Source organism: Desulfovibrio sp. GTC20076 (assembly GCF_055385905.1).
This window is the reverse complement of sequence record NZ_AP039366.1, coordinates 373,061-388,379: the sequence shown is the minus strand read 5'-3', so window position 1 is coordinate 388,379 and position 15,319 is coordinate 373,061. Positions and strand designations below refer to the sequence as shown.

The 15,319-nt window shown below is 51.3% G+C and carries 18 protein-coding genes; 16 read left to right on the top strand and 2 right to left on the bottom strand.

Translation table 11 applies throughout. From position 1 onward, the window contains the following. Positions 1-3 precede the first annotated feature (3 nt). From ACZ495_RS01785 to trbD, 8 genes are all read left to right on the top strand, one after another. Complete coding sequence (locus ACZ495_RS01785) at positions 4-348, top strand: hypothetical protein (RefSeq protein ID WP_072312551.1); 345 nt, start codon at positions 4-6, stop codon at positions 346-348. Between the two features lie 222 nt (positions 349-570). After that, the gene (locus ACZ495_RS01780) at positions 571-1,821 is read left to right on the top strand and encodes a hypothetical protein (RefSeq protein ID WP_407844125.1); all 1,251 of its coding nucleotides are present in this window, start codon (positions 571-573) and stop codon (positions 1,819-1,821) included. After that, positions 1,818-2,198, top strand: coding sequence for a TraK family protein (locus ACZ495_RS01775; RefSeq protein WP_072312553.1), 381 nt, complete (start codon positions 1,818-1,820; stop codon positions 2,196-2,198). Before ACZ495_RS01780 ends, ACZ495_RS01775 begins: the two co-directional genes overlap by 4 nt. Further along, the gene (locus ACZ495_RS01770) at positions 2,198-2,932 is read left to right on the top strand and encodes a nucleotide-binding protein (RefSeq protein ID WP_407844123.1); all 735 of its coding nucleotides are present in this window, start codon (positions 2,198-2,200) and stop codon (positions 2,930-2,932) included. Before ACZ495_RS01775 ends, ACZ495_RS01770 begins: the two co-directional genes overlap by 1 nt. A gap of 4 nt (positions 2,933-2,936) precedes the next feature. Next, positions 2,937-3,374: a hypothetical protein gene (locus ACZ495_RS01765; RefSeq protein ID WP_407844122.1), complete on the top strand. Its 438-nt coding sequence runs from the start codon at positions 2,937-2,939 to the stop codon at positions 3,372-3,374. Next, positions 3,371-4,375, top strand: a complete 1,005-nt coding sequence (locus tag ACZ495_RS01760) for an ATPase, T2SS/T4P/T4SS family (protein WP_407844120.1) — start codon at positions 3,371-3,373, stop codon at positions 4,373-4,375. The genes ACZ495_RS01765 and ACZ495_RS01760 overlap by 4 nt, the downstream gene beginning before the upstream one ends. Further along, on the top strand, positions 4,359-4,688 hold the full coding sequence (locus ACZ495_RS01755) for a TrbC/VirB2 family type IV secretion system protein (RefSeq protein ID WP_072312556.1): 330 nt from the start codon (positions 4,359-4,361) through the stop codon (positions 4,686-4,688). Before ACZ495_RS01760 ends, ACZ495_RS01755 begins: the two co-directional genes overlap by 17 nt. After that, entirely contained in the window at positions 4,685-4,966 is a 282-nt protein-coding gene (gene trbD / locus ACZ495_RS01750; protein ID WP_407844119.1) for a conjugal transfer protein TrbD, read from the top strand. The genes ACZ495_RS01755 and trbD overlap by 4 nt, the downstream gene beginning before the upstream one ends. Before the next feature lie 78 nt (positions 4,967-5,044). Here trbD and ACZ495_RS01745 read toward each other — a convergent pair whose 3' ends face one another. After that, positions 5,045-5,251: a hypothetical protein gene (locus tag ACZ495_RS01745; protein ID WP_407844118.1), complete on the bottom strand. Its 207-nt coding sequence runs from the start codon at positions 5,249-5,251 to the stop codon at positions 5,045-5,047. Here ACZ495_RS01745 and trbJ point away from each other — a divergent pair. The 3 genes from trbJ (at position 5,250) to ACZ495_RS01730 (ending at position 7,976) form a co-directional block, all read left to right on the top strand. After that, the gene (gene trbJ / locus ACZ495_RS01740) at positions 5,250-6,083 is read left to right on the top strand and encodes a P-type conjugative transfer protein TrbJ (protein WP_407844117.1); all 834 of its coding nucleotides are present in this window, start codon (positions 5,250-5,252) and stop codon (positions 6,081-6,083) included. The genes ACZ495_RS01745 and trbJ overlap by 2 nt on opposite strands. A 164-nt stretch (positions 6,084-6,247) precedes the next feature. Then, the gene (gene trbL / locus ACZ495_RS01735) at positions 6,248-7,486 is read left to right on the top strand and encodes a P-type conjugative transfer protein TrbL (protein WP_407844116.1); all 1,239 of its coding nucleotides are present in this window, start codon (positions 6,248-6,250) and stop codon (positions 7,484-7,486) included. Further along, on the top strand, positions 7,479-7,976 hold the full coding sequence (locus tag ACZ495_RS01730) for a thermonuclease family protein (protein ID WP_407844115.1): 498 nt from the start codon (positions 7,479-7,481) through the stop codon (positions 7,974-7,976). The genes trbL and ACZ495_RS01730 overlap by 8 nt, the downstream gene beginning before the upstream one ends. Before the next feature lie 120 nt (positions 7,977-8,096). On the opposite strand, the gene ACZ495_RS01725 is transcribed toward ACZ495_RS01730, so the two are convergent. Further along, positions 8,097-8,429, bottom strand: a complete 333-nt coding sequence (locus ACZ495_RS01725) for a hypothetical protein (RefSeq protein WP_407844114.1) — start codon at positions 8,427-8,429, stop codon at positions 8,097-8,099. Between the two features lie 40 nt (positions 8,430-8,469). Between ACZ495_RS01725 and ACZ495_RS01720 the strand changes: the two genes are divergently transcribed. Genes ACZ495_RS01720 through ACZ495_RS01700 form a run of 5 tightly spaced genes read left to right on the top strand, consistent with a single transcriptional unit; the run spans position 8,470 to position 15,317 of the window. Beyond that, complete coding sequence (locus tag ACZ495_RS01720) at positions 8,470-10,920, top strand: VirB4 family type IV secretion/conjugal transfer ATPase (RefSeq protein ID WP_407844112.1); 2,451 nt, start codon at positions 8,470-8,472, stop codon at positions 10,918-10,920. Beyond that, positions 10,920-11,606 carry a VirB8/TrbF family protein gene (locus tag ACZ495_RS01715; RefSeq protein WP_407844111.1) on the top strand — a complete coding sequence of 229 codons (687 nt, stop codon included), beginning with the start codon at positions 10,920-10,922 and terminating at the stop codon, positions 11,604-11,606. The genes ACZ495_RS01720 and ACZ495_RS01715 overlap by 1 nt, the downstream gene beginning before the upstream one ends. A 13-nt stretch (positions 11,607-11,619) precedes the next feature. Next, entirely contained in the window at positions 11,620-12,540 is a 921-nt protein-coding gene (gene trbG, locus ACZ495_RS01710) for a P-type conjugative transfer protein TrbG (protein ID WP_407844110.1), read from the top strand. A gap of 7 nt (positions 12,541-12,547) precedes the next feature. Beyond that, complete coding sequence (locus ACZ495_RS01705) at positions 12,548-13,747, top strand: TcpQ domain-containing protein (RefSeq protein WP_407844109.1); 1,200 nt, start codon at positions 12,548-12,550, stop codon at positions 13,745-13,747. Position 13,748: 1 nt separating this feature from the next. Next, a complete protein-coding gene (locus tag ACZ495_RS01700; protein ID WP_407844108.1) occupies positions 13,749-15,317 on the top strand; it encodes a secretin N-terminal domain-containing protein in 1,569 nt (522 codons plus the stop codon). The last annotated feature ends 2 nt before the right edge of the window (positions 15,318-15,319 follow it).

The window sequence follows — 15,319 nt, the reverse complement described above, 5'->3', positions numbered from 1 at the left end:
TTTATGCGCAAAGCCAGAACACGCATTCGGAGCCAGAAGCGCTCCAAAAGGGAACACCCTGATGACAGGGGCCGCCTGCTTATGGACGCCATCTATGAATCCAATGACCCCGAAGTACAGCGCGTCTTTCACCAGGTCATGAAGGAAGAAGATATGGTGCTCAAGGCGCAGATCCGCCAGGGCGAGGAATGGAGCATGGACAGCTACCTTGACCGCGTTTGTATGCGCATGGGCAAACGCTTTTTCCATTTGTTGTCGCCGGTCATGCAACAGCGTTTCCAGAAGAAATATCCCCAGGCGCTCATTGACTCCGGCGATGCCGGCGCCACGCTGGCCACGGCGGTCTGAAACTCTGCGCCCAACGACCAGGCTCGGTAAGGGTAAGGAAAGAAATGCGATAACTAGAGTTGAAAAAAGAGAAGGCCGGTTGTTACAGCAACCGACCCTCAGCCTCTCGTATAGAGACGAATAACATAAATTCACTCTATACACTCCCTAAGCCGGCGTCAAGCCGGGGGGCTGCCGCCTTGTCTTTTTTCTGCTCCTTAAAATACATAAGGATGCAGAATCATGGATATTCTTGTTCCAAAAAATGTTTTCCTGCGTGTGGACGACAAGTCTGTTCCTCACTTTATCGACAATGACAAGGCCGTCCGCAGCAGCGCTGCCCTCTTGTACAGAAAGCTTTTTTCATTATGCGCTAAAACGGGAAAATGCACTCTTCCGCAAAAGGAACTTGCCGCCGAAAATATTGCCGTTCGCACTGTCCAATACGCGCAAAAAAAGCTTGAGGCTCTCGAATTTATCCACATTGAGCACACTCCTGGGGCATGCAACACTTATGTCCTGCTCCTTTCCAGCCGCGTGAAACGGCTTCTGGCCAGCGTTGATCTCATTGACCGAAGCGGTTGGTATGAACGCCCCGAAAAGCCCGCACAGCCGGCTATGCCGTCCCCTCTGGAAGCCGCCGAAGCCAGAATTGCAGAGCTGGAGCGCAAGCTGCGTGTCTTAGAAGAAGGGGCCGCCCCCCTGCACGACGACCAGCCAGCTCATGCTATACCCCCGCAAAAAGCGCAGGATGGGTACGCAAGTTCCGCACATTCCTCTTATAAGGAAGATAAGAAGTATAAGAATATTTCCCCCCTTTCCCCCCTCCCGGAAACACCCGCCATGCCCAAAGCCGTCACACCTCCTGACGCTCATCATGGGAGGGGGGATTCTTTTCCTGTTTCCAGCAAAAACTACGCGGCCATGCTTCAGGCCTTTGAACAGCTCTGGGCGATCTGGCCGGTAAAGCAGGATCGGCATCGGTCGCTGCGCGTATTTTGCTCTCTGGCCAGATCCGGGCGTCTGCCTTCTCTGGCTGCTCTTCTGGCGGCGATCCAGAATATGAGCGCCAATGACGACCGCTGGCGGCGAGGCTATCCGCCGAATCTGGTGAACTGGTTGCAAGGCCGGCGCTGGAATGACGAACCAATACGCCGGTCCAGCGCACATGCTGAACCTGCCGCGCCTTCGGCCCGGCCTGACGCCAAAAAAGAGCACAAGGTGTTGCCACTCCCGGCATCTGCCCCCTTACCGGAACTTTCGCCAGCGATGGAAAGCACGGTTCAAAACCTCTGCTCCATCTGGCCTGCGCCTTCACATACCCCTGTACGAGCTTTTTTCCGTGCGCTTCTGGCGCGAAAAAACACTCTGGACACGTCTGCATTGCTGGCAGCAGCTCGCGCCCACTTGGCTGAAGCCGGGGCGGCCTCTGGATCGCTGCTCCGCTGGCTCATGTCACACCAGTGGGACGAACAAAGGAACTGCGCGGCATGAGTAAAATCAAAAAAAAATCTTACCGAGGCCGCGCCAGAGTCGAATTTCTGGCCTGCAAACCGGAAATCGATGTGATGCTCGACAAGGGCTACTCGATCCGCATGGCTTACGACGTGCTGAAGGAAAAAGGTAAAATCAGCGTGGGTTATCTCCAATTCCTGCGCTACGTCACAGGAAAAACAGCCTCAAAAGTCTCAGTGAAAATAAATAATCCCGAACCAAATTCGGCAGCAGTTCCCCCCGCCGCGCCTGCGGAGCAGGTTGCCACGCCGAAGCAACCAGGCAGCCGCAAATATCTGAACATGAACACTGGGACTGTTGTGGACGTTACTGACGGCTTCGAAAGCCGAAGCTTTAACAAAGGCAAGGAAGACTAATGGATACACATATTGTTGTTACCGGCAAGGGCGGCGTGGGCAAATCTTTTGCAGCCTGCCAACTGCACCAGTATTTCAGGGGTAAAGGCCTTGCCGTACACGGATTTGATACAGATCCTGTGAACGCAACCTACGCGCAACACGAGGCCTTTGACGTTACCACCGTACCTTTGCTGGATTCTGGAAATACCGTTGACCCTCGCAATTTTGATGTTTTTTTCGAGCATATTGCGGGGCTGCCTGACGACAACAGCGTTGTTGTCGTGGATAACGGTACCTCATCCTTCCTCCCCTTCTGCTCCTACATGGCCTCATGCCCTGCTCTGCCCCTGCTGGAGCAGCGTGGGACCGTCTATCTGCATGCCATTTTCGTGGGCAGCTCCATCAAGGATTCCTGGGACAACCTTGGCGACCTGGCGCGGGCCTTTCCCCAAACGTTCATTGTCGTCTGGCACAATCCTTATTTCGGGAAAATCGTCAACAAAGACGGTCAGAAATTTGAGGAAATGCCTGAATTCAAAAAATATCACGAGCATATCCACGCTGTTGTGAAGGTGCCAACTCTCATACCCGCCACCTACGGCAAGGACATGGAGGCGCTGATGGCCCGCCGGCAGTCCTATGAAGACGCCATTCAGGACGACTCTGGCCAGTGGAGCCTCATGGCCAAGCAGCGGCTCATGATAATCCGGCGCGATATGGCTGCTGCGCTGGATAGCGCCCGCATAGGATAACGCCATGCCTGAACAGTCGGCTCAAAGCTCTGCCCAGGAAACACGCCAGCTCACTTCTCTTGAAGATGCGCGGCTGTTGCTCATGAAAAAGAATGGGCTTCCGGTTCCGGAGTCTGACCCCATCATGATGCTGGTCAGCCTGTTGATCGCTTTTGCTGACGACTATGACGCCATGCTGGCGCGGCATAACAAGGCCGTAACTGCCACCATGAAAGGGGTCATTGGCAATGCCCGCGCCGAATTGGAGAAGGAAATTCAGGAATTCGGCAACCAAGTCAGTTCAACGACCATGCAAAACGTGGTGCTGCTCATCTCAGAACACAAAAAGCAAATGATCGAGCACCAGCAGGCCATGCGCCAGTCCACAATACTGGTCACGGCTGCATCAGGCCTTTTTGTCATTGCGATCATTGTTGTTGCGCTGTGGAAGGTGTTTTCATGAATAGCACACTGAACTCCCCTGGCATTAAAGACCTGGACGACAGCTCCGAAGAACGCCGTCTTGAAGTCCTCGTGGACAGTCTGGGCGAAGACTTTATGAACACTTGGGCCAAGCCCGATGTGACGGAAATAAATGTCAACGATGACGGCAAAATGTGGGTGAAGCGGCATGGCCTGAATGCCAGCCATTTTTCCAACTTGACGCCATCTGAGGCCATGAACGTCATCTCCTTGGTCGCGGATTCTGTGAAAGAAATCGTTTCTTTCGAGAATTATAAGCTGGAGTGCGAATTCCCCCTGGATGGTTCGCGGTTTTCCGCGCTGGTGCCACCCGTAGTCCGGGCTCCATCGTTCAGCCTGCGCAAGCATAATCCCCGCCAGATACCCCTCAGCGACTTCGTGGCACAGGGCGTTTTTCCGCAGGAGGTTCATGATCTGATCCGAAGCGCTATCGCCCAAAAACTGAACTTCCTGGTTGTTGGTGGGACTGCCAGCGGGAAAACCACCCTGGTCAACAGCGTGATCAATGAAATGGCGCTGATGAACCCAAGAGAACGTGTGGTGATAGCCGAGGACACGCGAGAGCTGAAATCCAGCTTCGACAACACGCTGTACCTCCGCACCACGCTGGCCGCCCCTCTGTCAGAAGTGGTCAGTGTCATACTGCGCCACTCGCCGGATCGTATTTTTGTCGGTGAAGTACGCGACCACACAGCCCTCAACATGCTCATGCTCTGGAATACGGGTCATCCGGGCGGCATTTGCACGATACACGCCAATTCTGCGCGTGAAACTTTTGGGCGCATGGAAGACATGGTGCGGCAGGCCTGCGGCGAACCATTGAGCAGGGTCGTAGGCCAGGCCGTCGACATTGTGCTGTTCCTGGAGCCTGCACAAAACAGCGCCGGCCGCGTCTTGTCACAGGTGATTCGATGCCACGGCTACAATGAAAAAGACATGAAATATGAATTGGAGGAAATATATAATGCCTCAAATCAATAAAAGAAGCTTTTCCTGCCTTGCAGCGCTGCTCTTCATCGGAGTGCTCTTCCTGCCGGAATTTGCATACGCGGGCGGAATTACTGAATTCGCCAATCCTCTGGAACAGGTAGTGAACACACTCAGCGGGCCTGTGGGCAAGATCATTTGTGTGCTCATGCTGATCCTGTGCGCTGTGGGCTACTGGTTCACGCGGGGCGAAGAACTGAGCGGTATCGTGAAGGTGCTGTTCGGCGTGGTCTTCATCATGACCATTATCGCCTTTGCCCCCACTATTGTTAACCGCCTCTTCTCTTTCTCCGGAGCCATGCTGTGAGAACCGTCCCCGTTCATCGCTCGCTGTACCGGCGTATTCTTATTCTTGGCGGGGAGCGCGACCTTGTTCAGCTCTCAGCCTTCATCGCCTTTCTTGTCGGTGTTGGCGGCATGACGCTGATTTCGTTCTTAGCTGGAGGCATCTTTTGGCTTATTGCCATTTTTTGCCTCCAGCGCATGGCCAAGGCAGATGTTTACATGGGGCAGGTATTTGAACGTCATGTTCGGCAGCAGGACTTCTATCCTGCCAGGACGTCAGTGTGGCGAGGAAATAGATAGGACACAGAATGAAAGTTTTTCTGCGCAGAATCTTTATAAAAATAGTTAAATACAAGATTAGTGCAGACATTCAATGCGTTATATTTTTTGTAATAATAACTGTATTGAATCTTTTACTATTTCTAGGGGTGATCGCACCACACCATAAGTAAAAATATCAATAGTCATCATTATTCCAAATATAAAGAACAGCATTGGTAAATACATAGCACATAACATTAAAAATCTAGAACGTTTAAGCGAAGCAGCATTTCCAGCCCTTCTATCGCGAGGAATTTTATCCATGAAAGGCAATCCCCAGAATAAGAATTTGGACTTCGGTGGACACTTTGCACTCGGCGGACTCGGCTTCCTTGTTGGCCTTCTTTTCATTCTCATGGCGTCACCCTCTCTCGCAGGTTCTGTTTACTGCACCAACTGTTCCACAAAATGGACGCAGACTATGGATCGCGCAACAAATTTGCAACAATTGGCTCGTCTCTCTGATCAGCTCGTTCAGGAAATTTCTCAGACAGAACAGCAGATCCGCATGGTCCAGCAGAATATTGAGCGCTACCAGAACATGGTTCAAAACACCCAAAATCTGGGGCCGGAAGTGCTGACACAACTCTCTGGGGAATATCGCCGCCTGGGTAACCTCTACTCCGAAATAGAAACCCGGCGCGGTGATCTGGAAGCCATGCGCCGGGCCTACAAGGATATGTACCCTTCCTACGGCGATCTCTCCGATGAGCAAGGCGGTAAGTACCAGCAGCGCTGGCAGACCTGGTCTGCGGAAGTGGACCGCGCCAACAAGGCCACCCTGGAACAGAGTGGCCGCCAGCTCAAGGATCTGCAAGAGGCCGATTCTTACGATTCCAACATTCAGCAGCTCTTGAACTCTCCCCAAGGAAGAATGGAAGCCATCCAGGCCGGCAACCAGCTCACAGCCATCCAGCTTCAGGAAGCCCGTGAACTAAGGGCGCTGATGGCCACCTCTCTCCAGGAGCAGGCAGCCGTCAACGCCAAAAGGGAAAAGGTCGAGCAAGCCCGCGAAGAACAGTACCAAAGGCTGTTCAAGCCACGGCAGACGCCTGTGAATCCGCGAAGCGCTATGGGATTTGATCCCTATAAATAGTCTATTTGTAAGGATCGAATCCTTTCGCCTTGTGAGGATCGACAGGGACTTTGCGTGGCGACAACAACCTTTCGCGCTGCTCCTCAATCTGCTTCTCTTTTTCGCTCTTGCAACCAGACAAAAGCGGCAAAGTGGCAACAAGAAAAAACATAAGGAATACAACCATGAATGGCTTACTGAAATTTTGTAAACTGTTCACAAGCATTTTCCTTTTACTTTTTTTTGCAAATATTGCACTGCCAACATTTTCTACATGGGATGTCAATATCGCCTATGCAGCATCACAAAACGGCCAGCAAGATACAGATATTTTAGGGAAGATAGAGCAAAAATATTTTGATAAGGCGCGTTCTTGGGGAACTCAACTTGAAGATTTTGCAAAGCGACTTTTCAAGTGGTTCCTCCTTGCAGACATCTTGATGTTCGGCATAGCCGGTGGCATCGCCATGGCTGCTGGCGGGAAAAACATAGGGCAAGTTATTGGGGAGTTTACAGTTTCAGTCATCATACCTGCGGCCTTTATGTTTTGTGTTATTGAATATTATCAACAATGGTCAATAGATACAATAAAAGGTTTGTATTATATAGCTGGAAATGTCGAACCGCATAGCGCTGTTTACGCCGGAACATTTTTCACAGCCGGGATCAAACTTTTTGATGGGGTCTGGGAAGCATTCAAAGTAGCAGATCCTGCCACTTGGCCGCTTATTCTGGCCGGAATCGTCATCCTCGTTATCTATGCCCTTATGGCCATGAAGATTCTGCTTATCAAGTGCGAATCTTACATAGTACTCAATGCCGGCATAATCATACTTGGCCTTGGAGCCTTCTCTCAAACCCGTTCATACGCGGTAAATTTTATCACATACGTCTTATCAGTGGCCGTGAAGCTGTACGTCATGCAGCTGATCATCGGCATTGCCTTCAGCTTCGTTGACGAATTTCTCGCAACTCCCCCTGACATGAATAATAGCATTGTCATCTTGGGTGCGTCCATAGTTATGCTTGGACTTCTCTCAACCATTCCGGATATGTGCGCGGGAATCATCCAAGGGCAACATGTAGGCTCCGGCAATGCCCTGGCTAGCGCAATGGGGGCATTCACCGGCGCTGTGGCCGGCACTATCAGCGCTGCCGGCACTGCGGGGGCCACAGCCAATGCGGTCAAATCTGTGGCCGCAGCAGCTACGGAACAAGGTCTGAGCGGCGGGGCCAAGGCGGGCTATGTGGCGCGTCAGGTTGCCAATGCCGCGTGGGGAACCAACGCAACCACCGGCGAATCACGCGGGACTTTTACGGGGCGCATGAACAGCCGGATGCAGAAGCACGCCGGCGACATACTACAGAAGGGCAACAGCTCTGGCGGTACTGGTGATTCCAGTGGAGGTTCCGGCAATGCGTAACCTCATACCTACCCTGTTGTTCTGCATCTGCCTTGTGCCGGTCTCAGCCTGGTCATTTCCGGCGAAAATCCTGCGCGCTCTGGACGGCGATACCTATCAGGTACTTCAACTGCCGGATGACCATGCTGCCGAGCCCCACGGCCAAATCCTGCGGATCAGGCTCTATGGGATTGATAGTCCTGAAAGTGCTCAAACCTACGGCGCTGAGGCATCCAGCCAGGCGCATTGTTTCGAAAATGTTCTGGTCGATATTGAGCCCACGAACATCGACAAATACGGCCGCACTGTCGCTCTGGTCAGGCTCAATGATGGCAGCACCATTCAGGAACACCTTCTCCGGAACGGCGCGGCATGGGTCTACCCCCAATTCTGCAAGAAATCCGAATGCAAGAAATGGCGCAAAATAGAGTCCCAAGCCCGCAAAAACAAAGTCGGCTTATGGGATTCTGCCTCCCCGACTCCCCCTTGGCGTTGGCGCAACGCACAATGACGTAAGAAATATATAAATTTACTATTAATCACATGATATTATACTACAATAATTAAGAGAAAAATTATGAACATTAAAAATATCAAACTAAAATTATCAAAATATATTACACTTCGTGATTTATATATCATTCTGTATTTTGTTTGTTTGTATCTTCTTCATGCATTCCTTAAGTCTTGTACGTAACACTCTATTTATTTCACGTTCACGCTGCAATGCGTTTTTCATAAACATATTTACAAACCAATTTGGGAATTTGATCAAGAACGCAATTGAAGTAACTACAAGAGTAAATCCAAAGTACTCTAACGTTGTTGATTTTATTTCATTTATTTCGATGGAAAGAAATGAACATATCTCTGGAGTTAAATACAGCAACAGCCCTAATAAAGTTGTGAGAATCCAGCGCGTGTAGTCAATCTCAAACACAGAGCGGATGTGATCTTCTGACATTGCGTCACCTCTAATCGATTGTTTTGGCACAAGGAATGTTATGCTAAAATTAAAAACTTTTCGATCCCATGCTAAGGGCCTCCCGGACCTGCTCCCCTACGCAGGCCTCATTGAAGATGACGTGCTTGTGACCAAGGACGGAACTTTTCTGGCCGTATGGGAAATCCGTGGCGCTGATACCGAATCAAGCACTGAAGATGAACTGGCAGCGGTCAGCATGCGCGTCAACGCGGCCATACGTAATTTGGGATCGGGCTGGATGCTGCATGTAGACGCCGTGCGTTTGCCGACAACCGAATACTTTGCATCTGAGCATTGCCATTTCCCAGACAAGGTTTCTGCCCTTATCGACAGGATGCGGCGCGAAACATTTGCCAGTGGACATTACTACACCACGACAACTTTTTTAACGGCTTGCTGGAAACCATCCGAAACGGATGATCGCCTGAAAAAATTTGCAACCAGTGATCAGAAGTCCAAAGAAAAAAACTTTCTGGATGCAAGCTTGGCTTCTTTTAAAAAATCATTGGTTGACCTGGAAGACGGGCTGTTGGCAGCACTCGCTTTGGATCGTTTACGAACCTACGAATCCGCCGATGTTTTCGGCAATAAGGCGTCTTTCTCTTCCCTACTTTCTTTTCTCCAGCTTTGCATCACTGGCGATGAGTTTGCCGTGCGTCTGCCCCGCACACCGATGTATCTGGATGGCATGATCGGCGGACAGGATCTTGTTGGTGGCCTATCTCCGCGTATCGGAGAAAAACATATCGCCACAATCGCAATGGATGGCCTTCCTTCGGCAAGCTACCCTTCGATGCTTTCTGCGTTGTCGTCTTTGCCTTTTTCCTGCCGTTTTTCAACACGCTATATGTGTATGGATCAATTCCAGGCACAGAAAGAAGTGGACAAATACCGCAAGACATGGGCGCAAAATATTTACAAATTTTTTGACAAGGTATTCAACAAGTCAAATCCGCGCCCTGACCATGACGCTGTGTCAATGACCCAAGATGCCGAAGCAGCATATGCCAGTTTGCAAAGCGGCCATATTGCAGCAGGGTACTATACGGCCAACATTGTCTTGCTCGACGAAAATGCAGATACACTTAAAGAAAAAATACGTATTGTTGGCCGTACACTTAGGGCCTTGGGCTTTGGCTGCCGCCTTGAAGAAATCAATGCGTTGGAAGCCTGGCTCGGTACACATCCTGGCAACTGGTGGGCCAATGTACGCCGCCCCATCATCAGCACCTTAAATCTTTCTGATTTTCTCCCTTTGGCATCCACCTGGCCAGGCCATTCTTTCTGCCCTTGTCCGTTTTATCCGGATAACTCCCCGGCGCTCCTTCAGTGCGCGACTGACAACACGACACCGTTCTGGCTCAACCTGCATGTGGACGACCTGGGGCATACACTGATTACCGGCCCCACCGGATCTGGCAAATCCACCCTTCTGGCGCTCATAGCCGCTCAATTCAGAAAGTACAAAAACAGCTCTGTCTTTGCCTTTGACAAAGGCATGAGCCTGTTTCCCCTCTGCAAGGGCGTTAATGGCCATCATTATGAAATCGGCGGCGATAAATCTCCATCTTTCGCTCCGCTTCAGGATATTGATTCCTCAGATTCTGAGTGCTCCTGGGCCGAAGAATGGATTGGGGTGCTGTGCGAACTTCAAGGTCTCAACTTGCTGCCCGACCACCGTAGCGCAATCCATGAAGCCATGCAGCGCTTGCGGGAAAAACCTCGCCAGATGCGCACCATCACGGTCTTTCAGCAGTTCGTCGGCAACCAGCAAATAAAACAGGCCCTTCAGCACTACACAATTCAGGGCGCTATGGGCCATTTACTGGATGCCCGCGAAAACCGCGTCTATGACTCCAACTTCATGGTGTTCGAGATGGAACACATCATGAACATGGATGATGCAAATCGCCTGCCCGTACTTCTGTATTTATTTCATCGCATCGAAAAATGCCTCAAAGGCCAGCCAGCATTGCTGCTGCTGGATGAAGCATGGGTCATGCTTGAAAACCCTGTTTTCAGAAGCAAAATCCGGGAATGGCTCAAGGTCATGCGCAAGAACAATTGTGCGGTCGTTATTGCCACACAAAGCATTTCAGACGCCCAACAATCCGGGATCATGGACGTGATTTCGGAATCTTGCCCCACCAAGATTTTCCTGGCGAATGAGAGAGCCCGCGAAACAAATTCACTACCCATGTATCAGGCTTTGGGGCTGAATGAGCGCCAACTTGACCTTATCGTCCAGGCCAGGCCGAAACGTGAATATTACGTTGTGTCGTCCGAAGGCTGCCGCATGGTCAACCTCGCCCTGACTCCCGTTGAGCTGGCTTTCGTTGGTTCCAGTTCCAAAGAACACATAGCGCGAATCCAGGAACTTATTGAGCAATACAAAGACGGCTGGATCGTCCCCTGGGTTGAGGAGCGTACCGACTTACGAGCTGAAGACGTGTGGAAGGAGGCTGCATAATGAGCTTTTTCAAAAAAAATAAGGCTGAAAAATCTTCTGAAGGGGATTCTCCCTTTTTGCGGGCGCGCGAGGAATGGCTGGAAAGAATGGGAGTAGTCGCGCAACAGGCTTCTACATGGCGACTTGTAAGCTTTTTGACCATCTGCGGATGTCTGCTCTCATTGACATTGAATATTGTGCAGATGCAGCAGGCAAAAATAACTCCATACATCGTGGAAGTGGACAAACTTGGCGCAGCTGCGGCAGTGCGCCCTCTTCAGGATAATGGCGAAGTACCAAAACGGCTTATTCAGGCCGAAATTGTGAATGTCGTGACCAACTGGCGCACTGTCACTGCGGATCTCGAACTCCAGAAAAAAATGCTCAGCAAATTGGCCGCTTACATCGGCGGTAGTGCGAAAGGGACATTGCGAGAATGGTTTGAGGCCAACAATCCATATTCCCGCGCTGAAAAGCTGCTGGTCTCCGTGGATGTGAACGCCATGCCCTTGCCCGTGTCTTCGAATTCATGGCGCGTCAGTTGGCGTGAGACTACACGCAACCACTCCGGGACTACTCTGGATGTTACGGCCTACGAAGCCACTATGAGCATAGCAATTGCTGCGCCCAAGGATGAAATGCAGGTCATGGCTAATCCCGGCGGCGTTATTGTGACGGGAATCAGCTTCGGAAAACAACTTAATTAAGGAATCTATCAAGATGCGCTTTCTTACTCTTTGTTTGCTTTCCGCTGTGCTGACCATGCCAGCGATGGGCCTGGCGGCATCAGCCGATCCCCTGAAACGCACCCCTGGGGACACGCTGGATCTATCCGGCTTTGAACTCCCCCCCATGCCTCCCTATATATCTCAGGAAAAGCCTGTTCTGACGCCCAAGGAAAAAACAGCGCTGCAACTGAGCAAGGCTTTCTATGACCGTAATATTCCTCCTGTTTTGGCTGAAAATGGGCGTGTCACATACGCTTATGGAATGACCATGCCTTCAGTTGTCTGCGCACCGCTGATGATCAGCGATGTGGAATTTCAGCCTGGGGAATTCGTGAACAATGTGGTCATGGGTGACACGGCCCGCTGGCAAGTCTCTCTGGCCAGATCTGGAGCGCCGGAATCAACACACCTGATCGTCAAGCCCCTGGATGCCGGCCTGGAAACCATGGCCGTCATTACTACTGATAGGCGTGTGTATCATATCCAATTCAAATCGCAGCCCAAAGGACACACAGCCTATGTTGGCTTTGTGTACCCGGAAGACGCTGCGGCCAGCCTTCAGAAGCAGATTGACGCCCAAAAGAAAAAGGAAACCTGGGAGACGACCACTGTCCCCGGTGCTGAGGGCCAGGTGGATATGTCAAAGCTGGCCTTTAACTACACACTGTCCGGCAATGCTCCCTGGAAGCCTGTGCAGGTCTTCAACGATGGAAGGCAGACCTATGTGCGGCTGCCCAAGACAGTCTCACAATCCGAGTTGCCGGTCTTGCTTGTGCGCCGTGAAGGAGGGGACGTTCTGGTCAACTATCGGGTCAAAGACGACACCCTGATTGTTGATGACATTTTCAATGAGGCGGTTCTGCTTGCCGGTGTAGGCAGCAAGCAGCAGCGCATAACCATTCGCCGCAAGTGAGTAAATCATGAAGAATATAATTATGCTTTTCATGATTTCCATAATGATGGTAAACTATGGTTGCGGCTTTCGGACTCAACACAATGCAGGGGGTATGACTGCCTATGATGGCGTAAGTGATCGTCATCATGGCGATGCTCAAGCCTTGGCGGAAAGCACAGCACAAGCCTTAGCCTTACGTTACCCGCCTGGGCATACGTCGATTTCTCTCGTCTCTTCGCCTGGCGTCTTTGCCCAGGCGCTGGAAAATTCTCTGCGGCAAAAGGGCTTTGTTGTATTGCCGGGTGAACAGTCTGCGGCAGTTCGCGTGGCCTACATTCTTGATGAAATCCAGGGCGAGGCCAGATGCTATCTTCAGATAAAAACTTCGGACGGTGGAAGCTTTGGCTTTGTACGCGATCTGACAAATGACCCCGGCACTCCGATCACGGAGCCGCCGACTGTCTATGCATCAGCCCCTCAAGAAGTGTCTATACCGGAACGTCCTCTCCCGATGTCGTCTTCGCTGCCGGTGGCTTCAACGTCAGAGCTGGCCACCCAAGCGACTCTACCGCCTTACACGGTTCGCTCCACTGCCACGGCTGCAAAGATTGCCAAGCGCAACAAGGTTCCTGTGGCCGACTTCTGCCGCTGGAACAATGTTGATCCCCAGGATTCACTTCATGCTGGCCGTCGTGTTTATCTGAAGGAACCGGGCATTATCTCCACCGCTCCTGTGACGCAGCACCCTGAACCAACTGTGGCCGCCGCAGTAGCTACTCCTACTGTTTTTACGCCAGTGGCTGTTGCACGGCCTGAACCGCTTTCTCCAATGCCGAAGCCTATGGATGAAATGAAGCCTCCAGCACCTACCATCTCAGAAAAGGTAGCGCCTGAACCAGCACCACTTCCTGTGGTAGCAGCAGTTCCCCATCCGCTCACACTTGAATCCGTGGCTCCCCCCCTGACAGATACGCCAGCTGCCCCAGAAATATGGAACATCACGCCCGGAACACTTCGGGTACAGTTAACCGCTTGGGCATCTGTCGCCGGTTATCAGATCATTTGGAAGACCGATCACGATTATGACATTGAAGCCCATGCAAACTTCAAGGGAAACTTTTTGTCCGCAGTAGAACAACTGTTTTCCGGCTTGCAACGTGTGGGCTCCCCCCTGCGTGTAACGCTTTATAAAGGCAATAACGTGATGGAAGTACTGGAGAACTAAAATGAAAAGACATGTCCTCTACTTGCTGATCACAATATTTATCCTTTCTTTATTCTCCAGTGGCTGCGCCCACAAAGGTGCACCAACACGGGAAACAATCGAAAAGCAAGGGGATAAGTATCAAAACCTCGCCCGCTCTAAAGTTTTTGACGTTCTCGATTTACCATATTTGGGGGCTAAGGCTATCCCTCTGGCTGGTAATGAAACAGCGCTTGGCACACAAATAACTCTGCGAAAAAGAGGAACACTCTCGGGCTTAGGCGATTCCATTGCAGATTTGACCTCCCTGACTGTGCAGGTTGTGGAAGAAGCTTTTGACTCCAATGAAAAAAAGCCGGGGCAAGGTGCTCAGCCCTCACTAGATCTCCCCGCCCTTCTGGCTCTGCCTTCTGGGACGGACATGGGCAAGTTACTTTCAGTAAACTACACCGGGCCTCTGCGTGGTCTCTTGGATCAGATGGCCACTCAATCCGGATATGGATGGGACTACGATGCAGTAAGCAACACCATCACCTTCGCCCGAATGATGACGCGTACATACACACTGCTGGCGACTCCGGGAAAGGTCAGCTACGACAATCAAATCACCAATAAATCCAAAGAAAATGCCAGATCTGGTAGCATCGGATCCAGCAATGTGAATCAGTCCGTTCAAACCGCGGATACAAGCGCCCAGACCGCTCAAACAAATAAAACAGAGCTGAAATTTGACATTTGGACAGACACTGAAAAAGCGGTCAAATCCCTTCTCTCCAAGGATGGGACCGTCGTCAGCAACCAATCTGCTGGCACTTTGACAGTGCGTGACAAGCCATCAGTGATGCGCCAGGTCAGCACACTTATCCGCGATACGAATCAGCGTCTCTCAAGGCAGGTTGCTTTGCGGGTACAAGTCTGGAGCCTGGAACTCAGTGATAAGAATGAAGCTGGCCTGGATTTGCAAGTCATGTTTCGCAATGACGATGTAGCAATTACCGCTGGCAGTCTCGCCGCACTTAGTGGGCTTAATACAGCCACGGCCACCATTGTCTCGGGTAAGCTCAAAGATTCCACTGCCGTTCTCAAGGCTCTCAAGCAGTGGGGCAATGCTACTCAGGTAACGTCTGGTGGTGGTTTGGCAATGAGCAATCAACCTTTGCCGGTTTTGGCGATTAAGCGCCATGCCTACCTTGCTGGAGCATCAACATCACAATCCGACTATGGTCAGACAACGGAAATCACGCCCGGCGAAGTTACCACCGGTTTCAGCATGACGGTTATCCCCCATATTCTGGATAAACGCCGCGTCGCCCTGCAATACAACATAAATCTCTCATCGCTTGATGACATGGTGGAATTTAAAACTACGGACATTACGGTCCAACTCCCCCAAGTCTCCACCCGCGCCTTTTCCCAACGTGCCACCATGCAAATGGGGCAAACGCTGGTACTCGCAGGTTTTCAACAGGAAACACAAACTACAGACAATGCTGTAGGGCTGCTGCGCCTTGGCCGCGGAGCTGACTACGCCAAAACCCTGCTGGTGATCACCATTGAACTCGAATCCGCTGGTGGCGGCACGGAGGTCTAGCC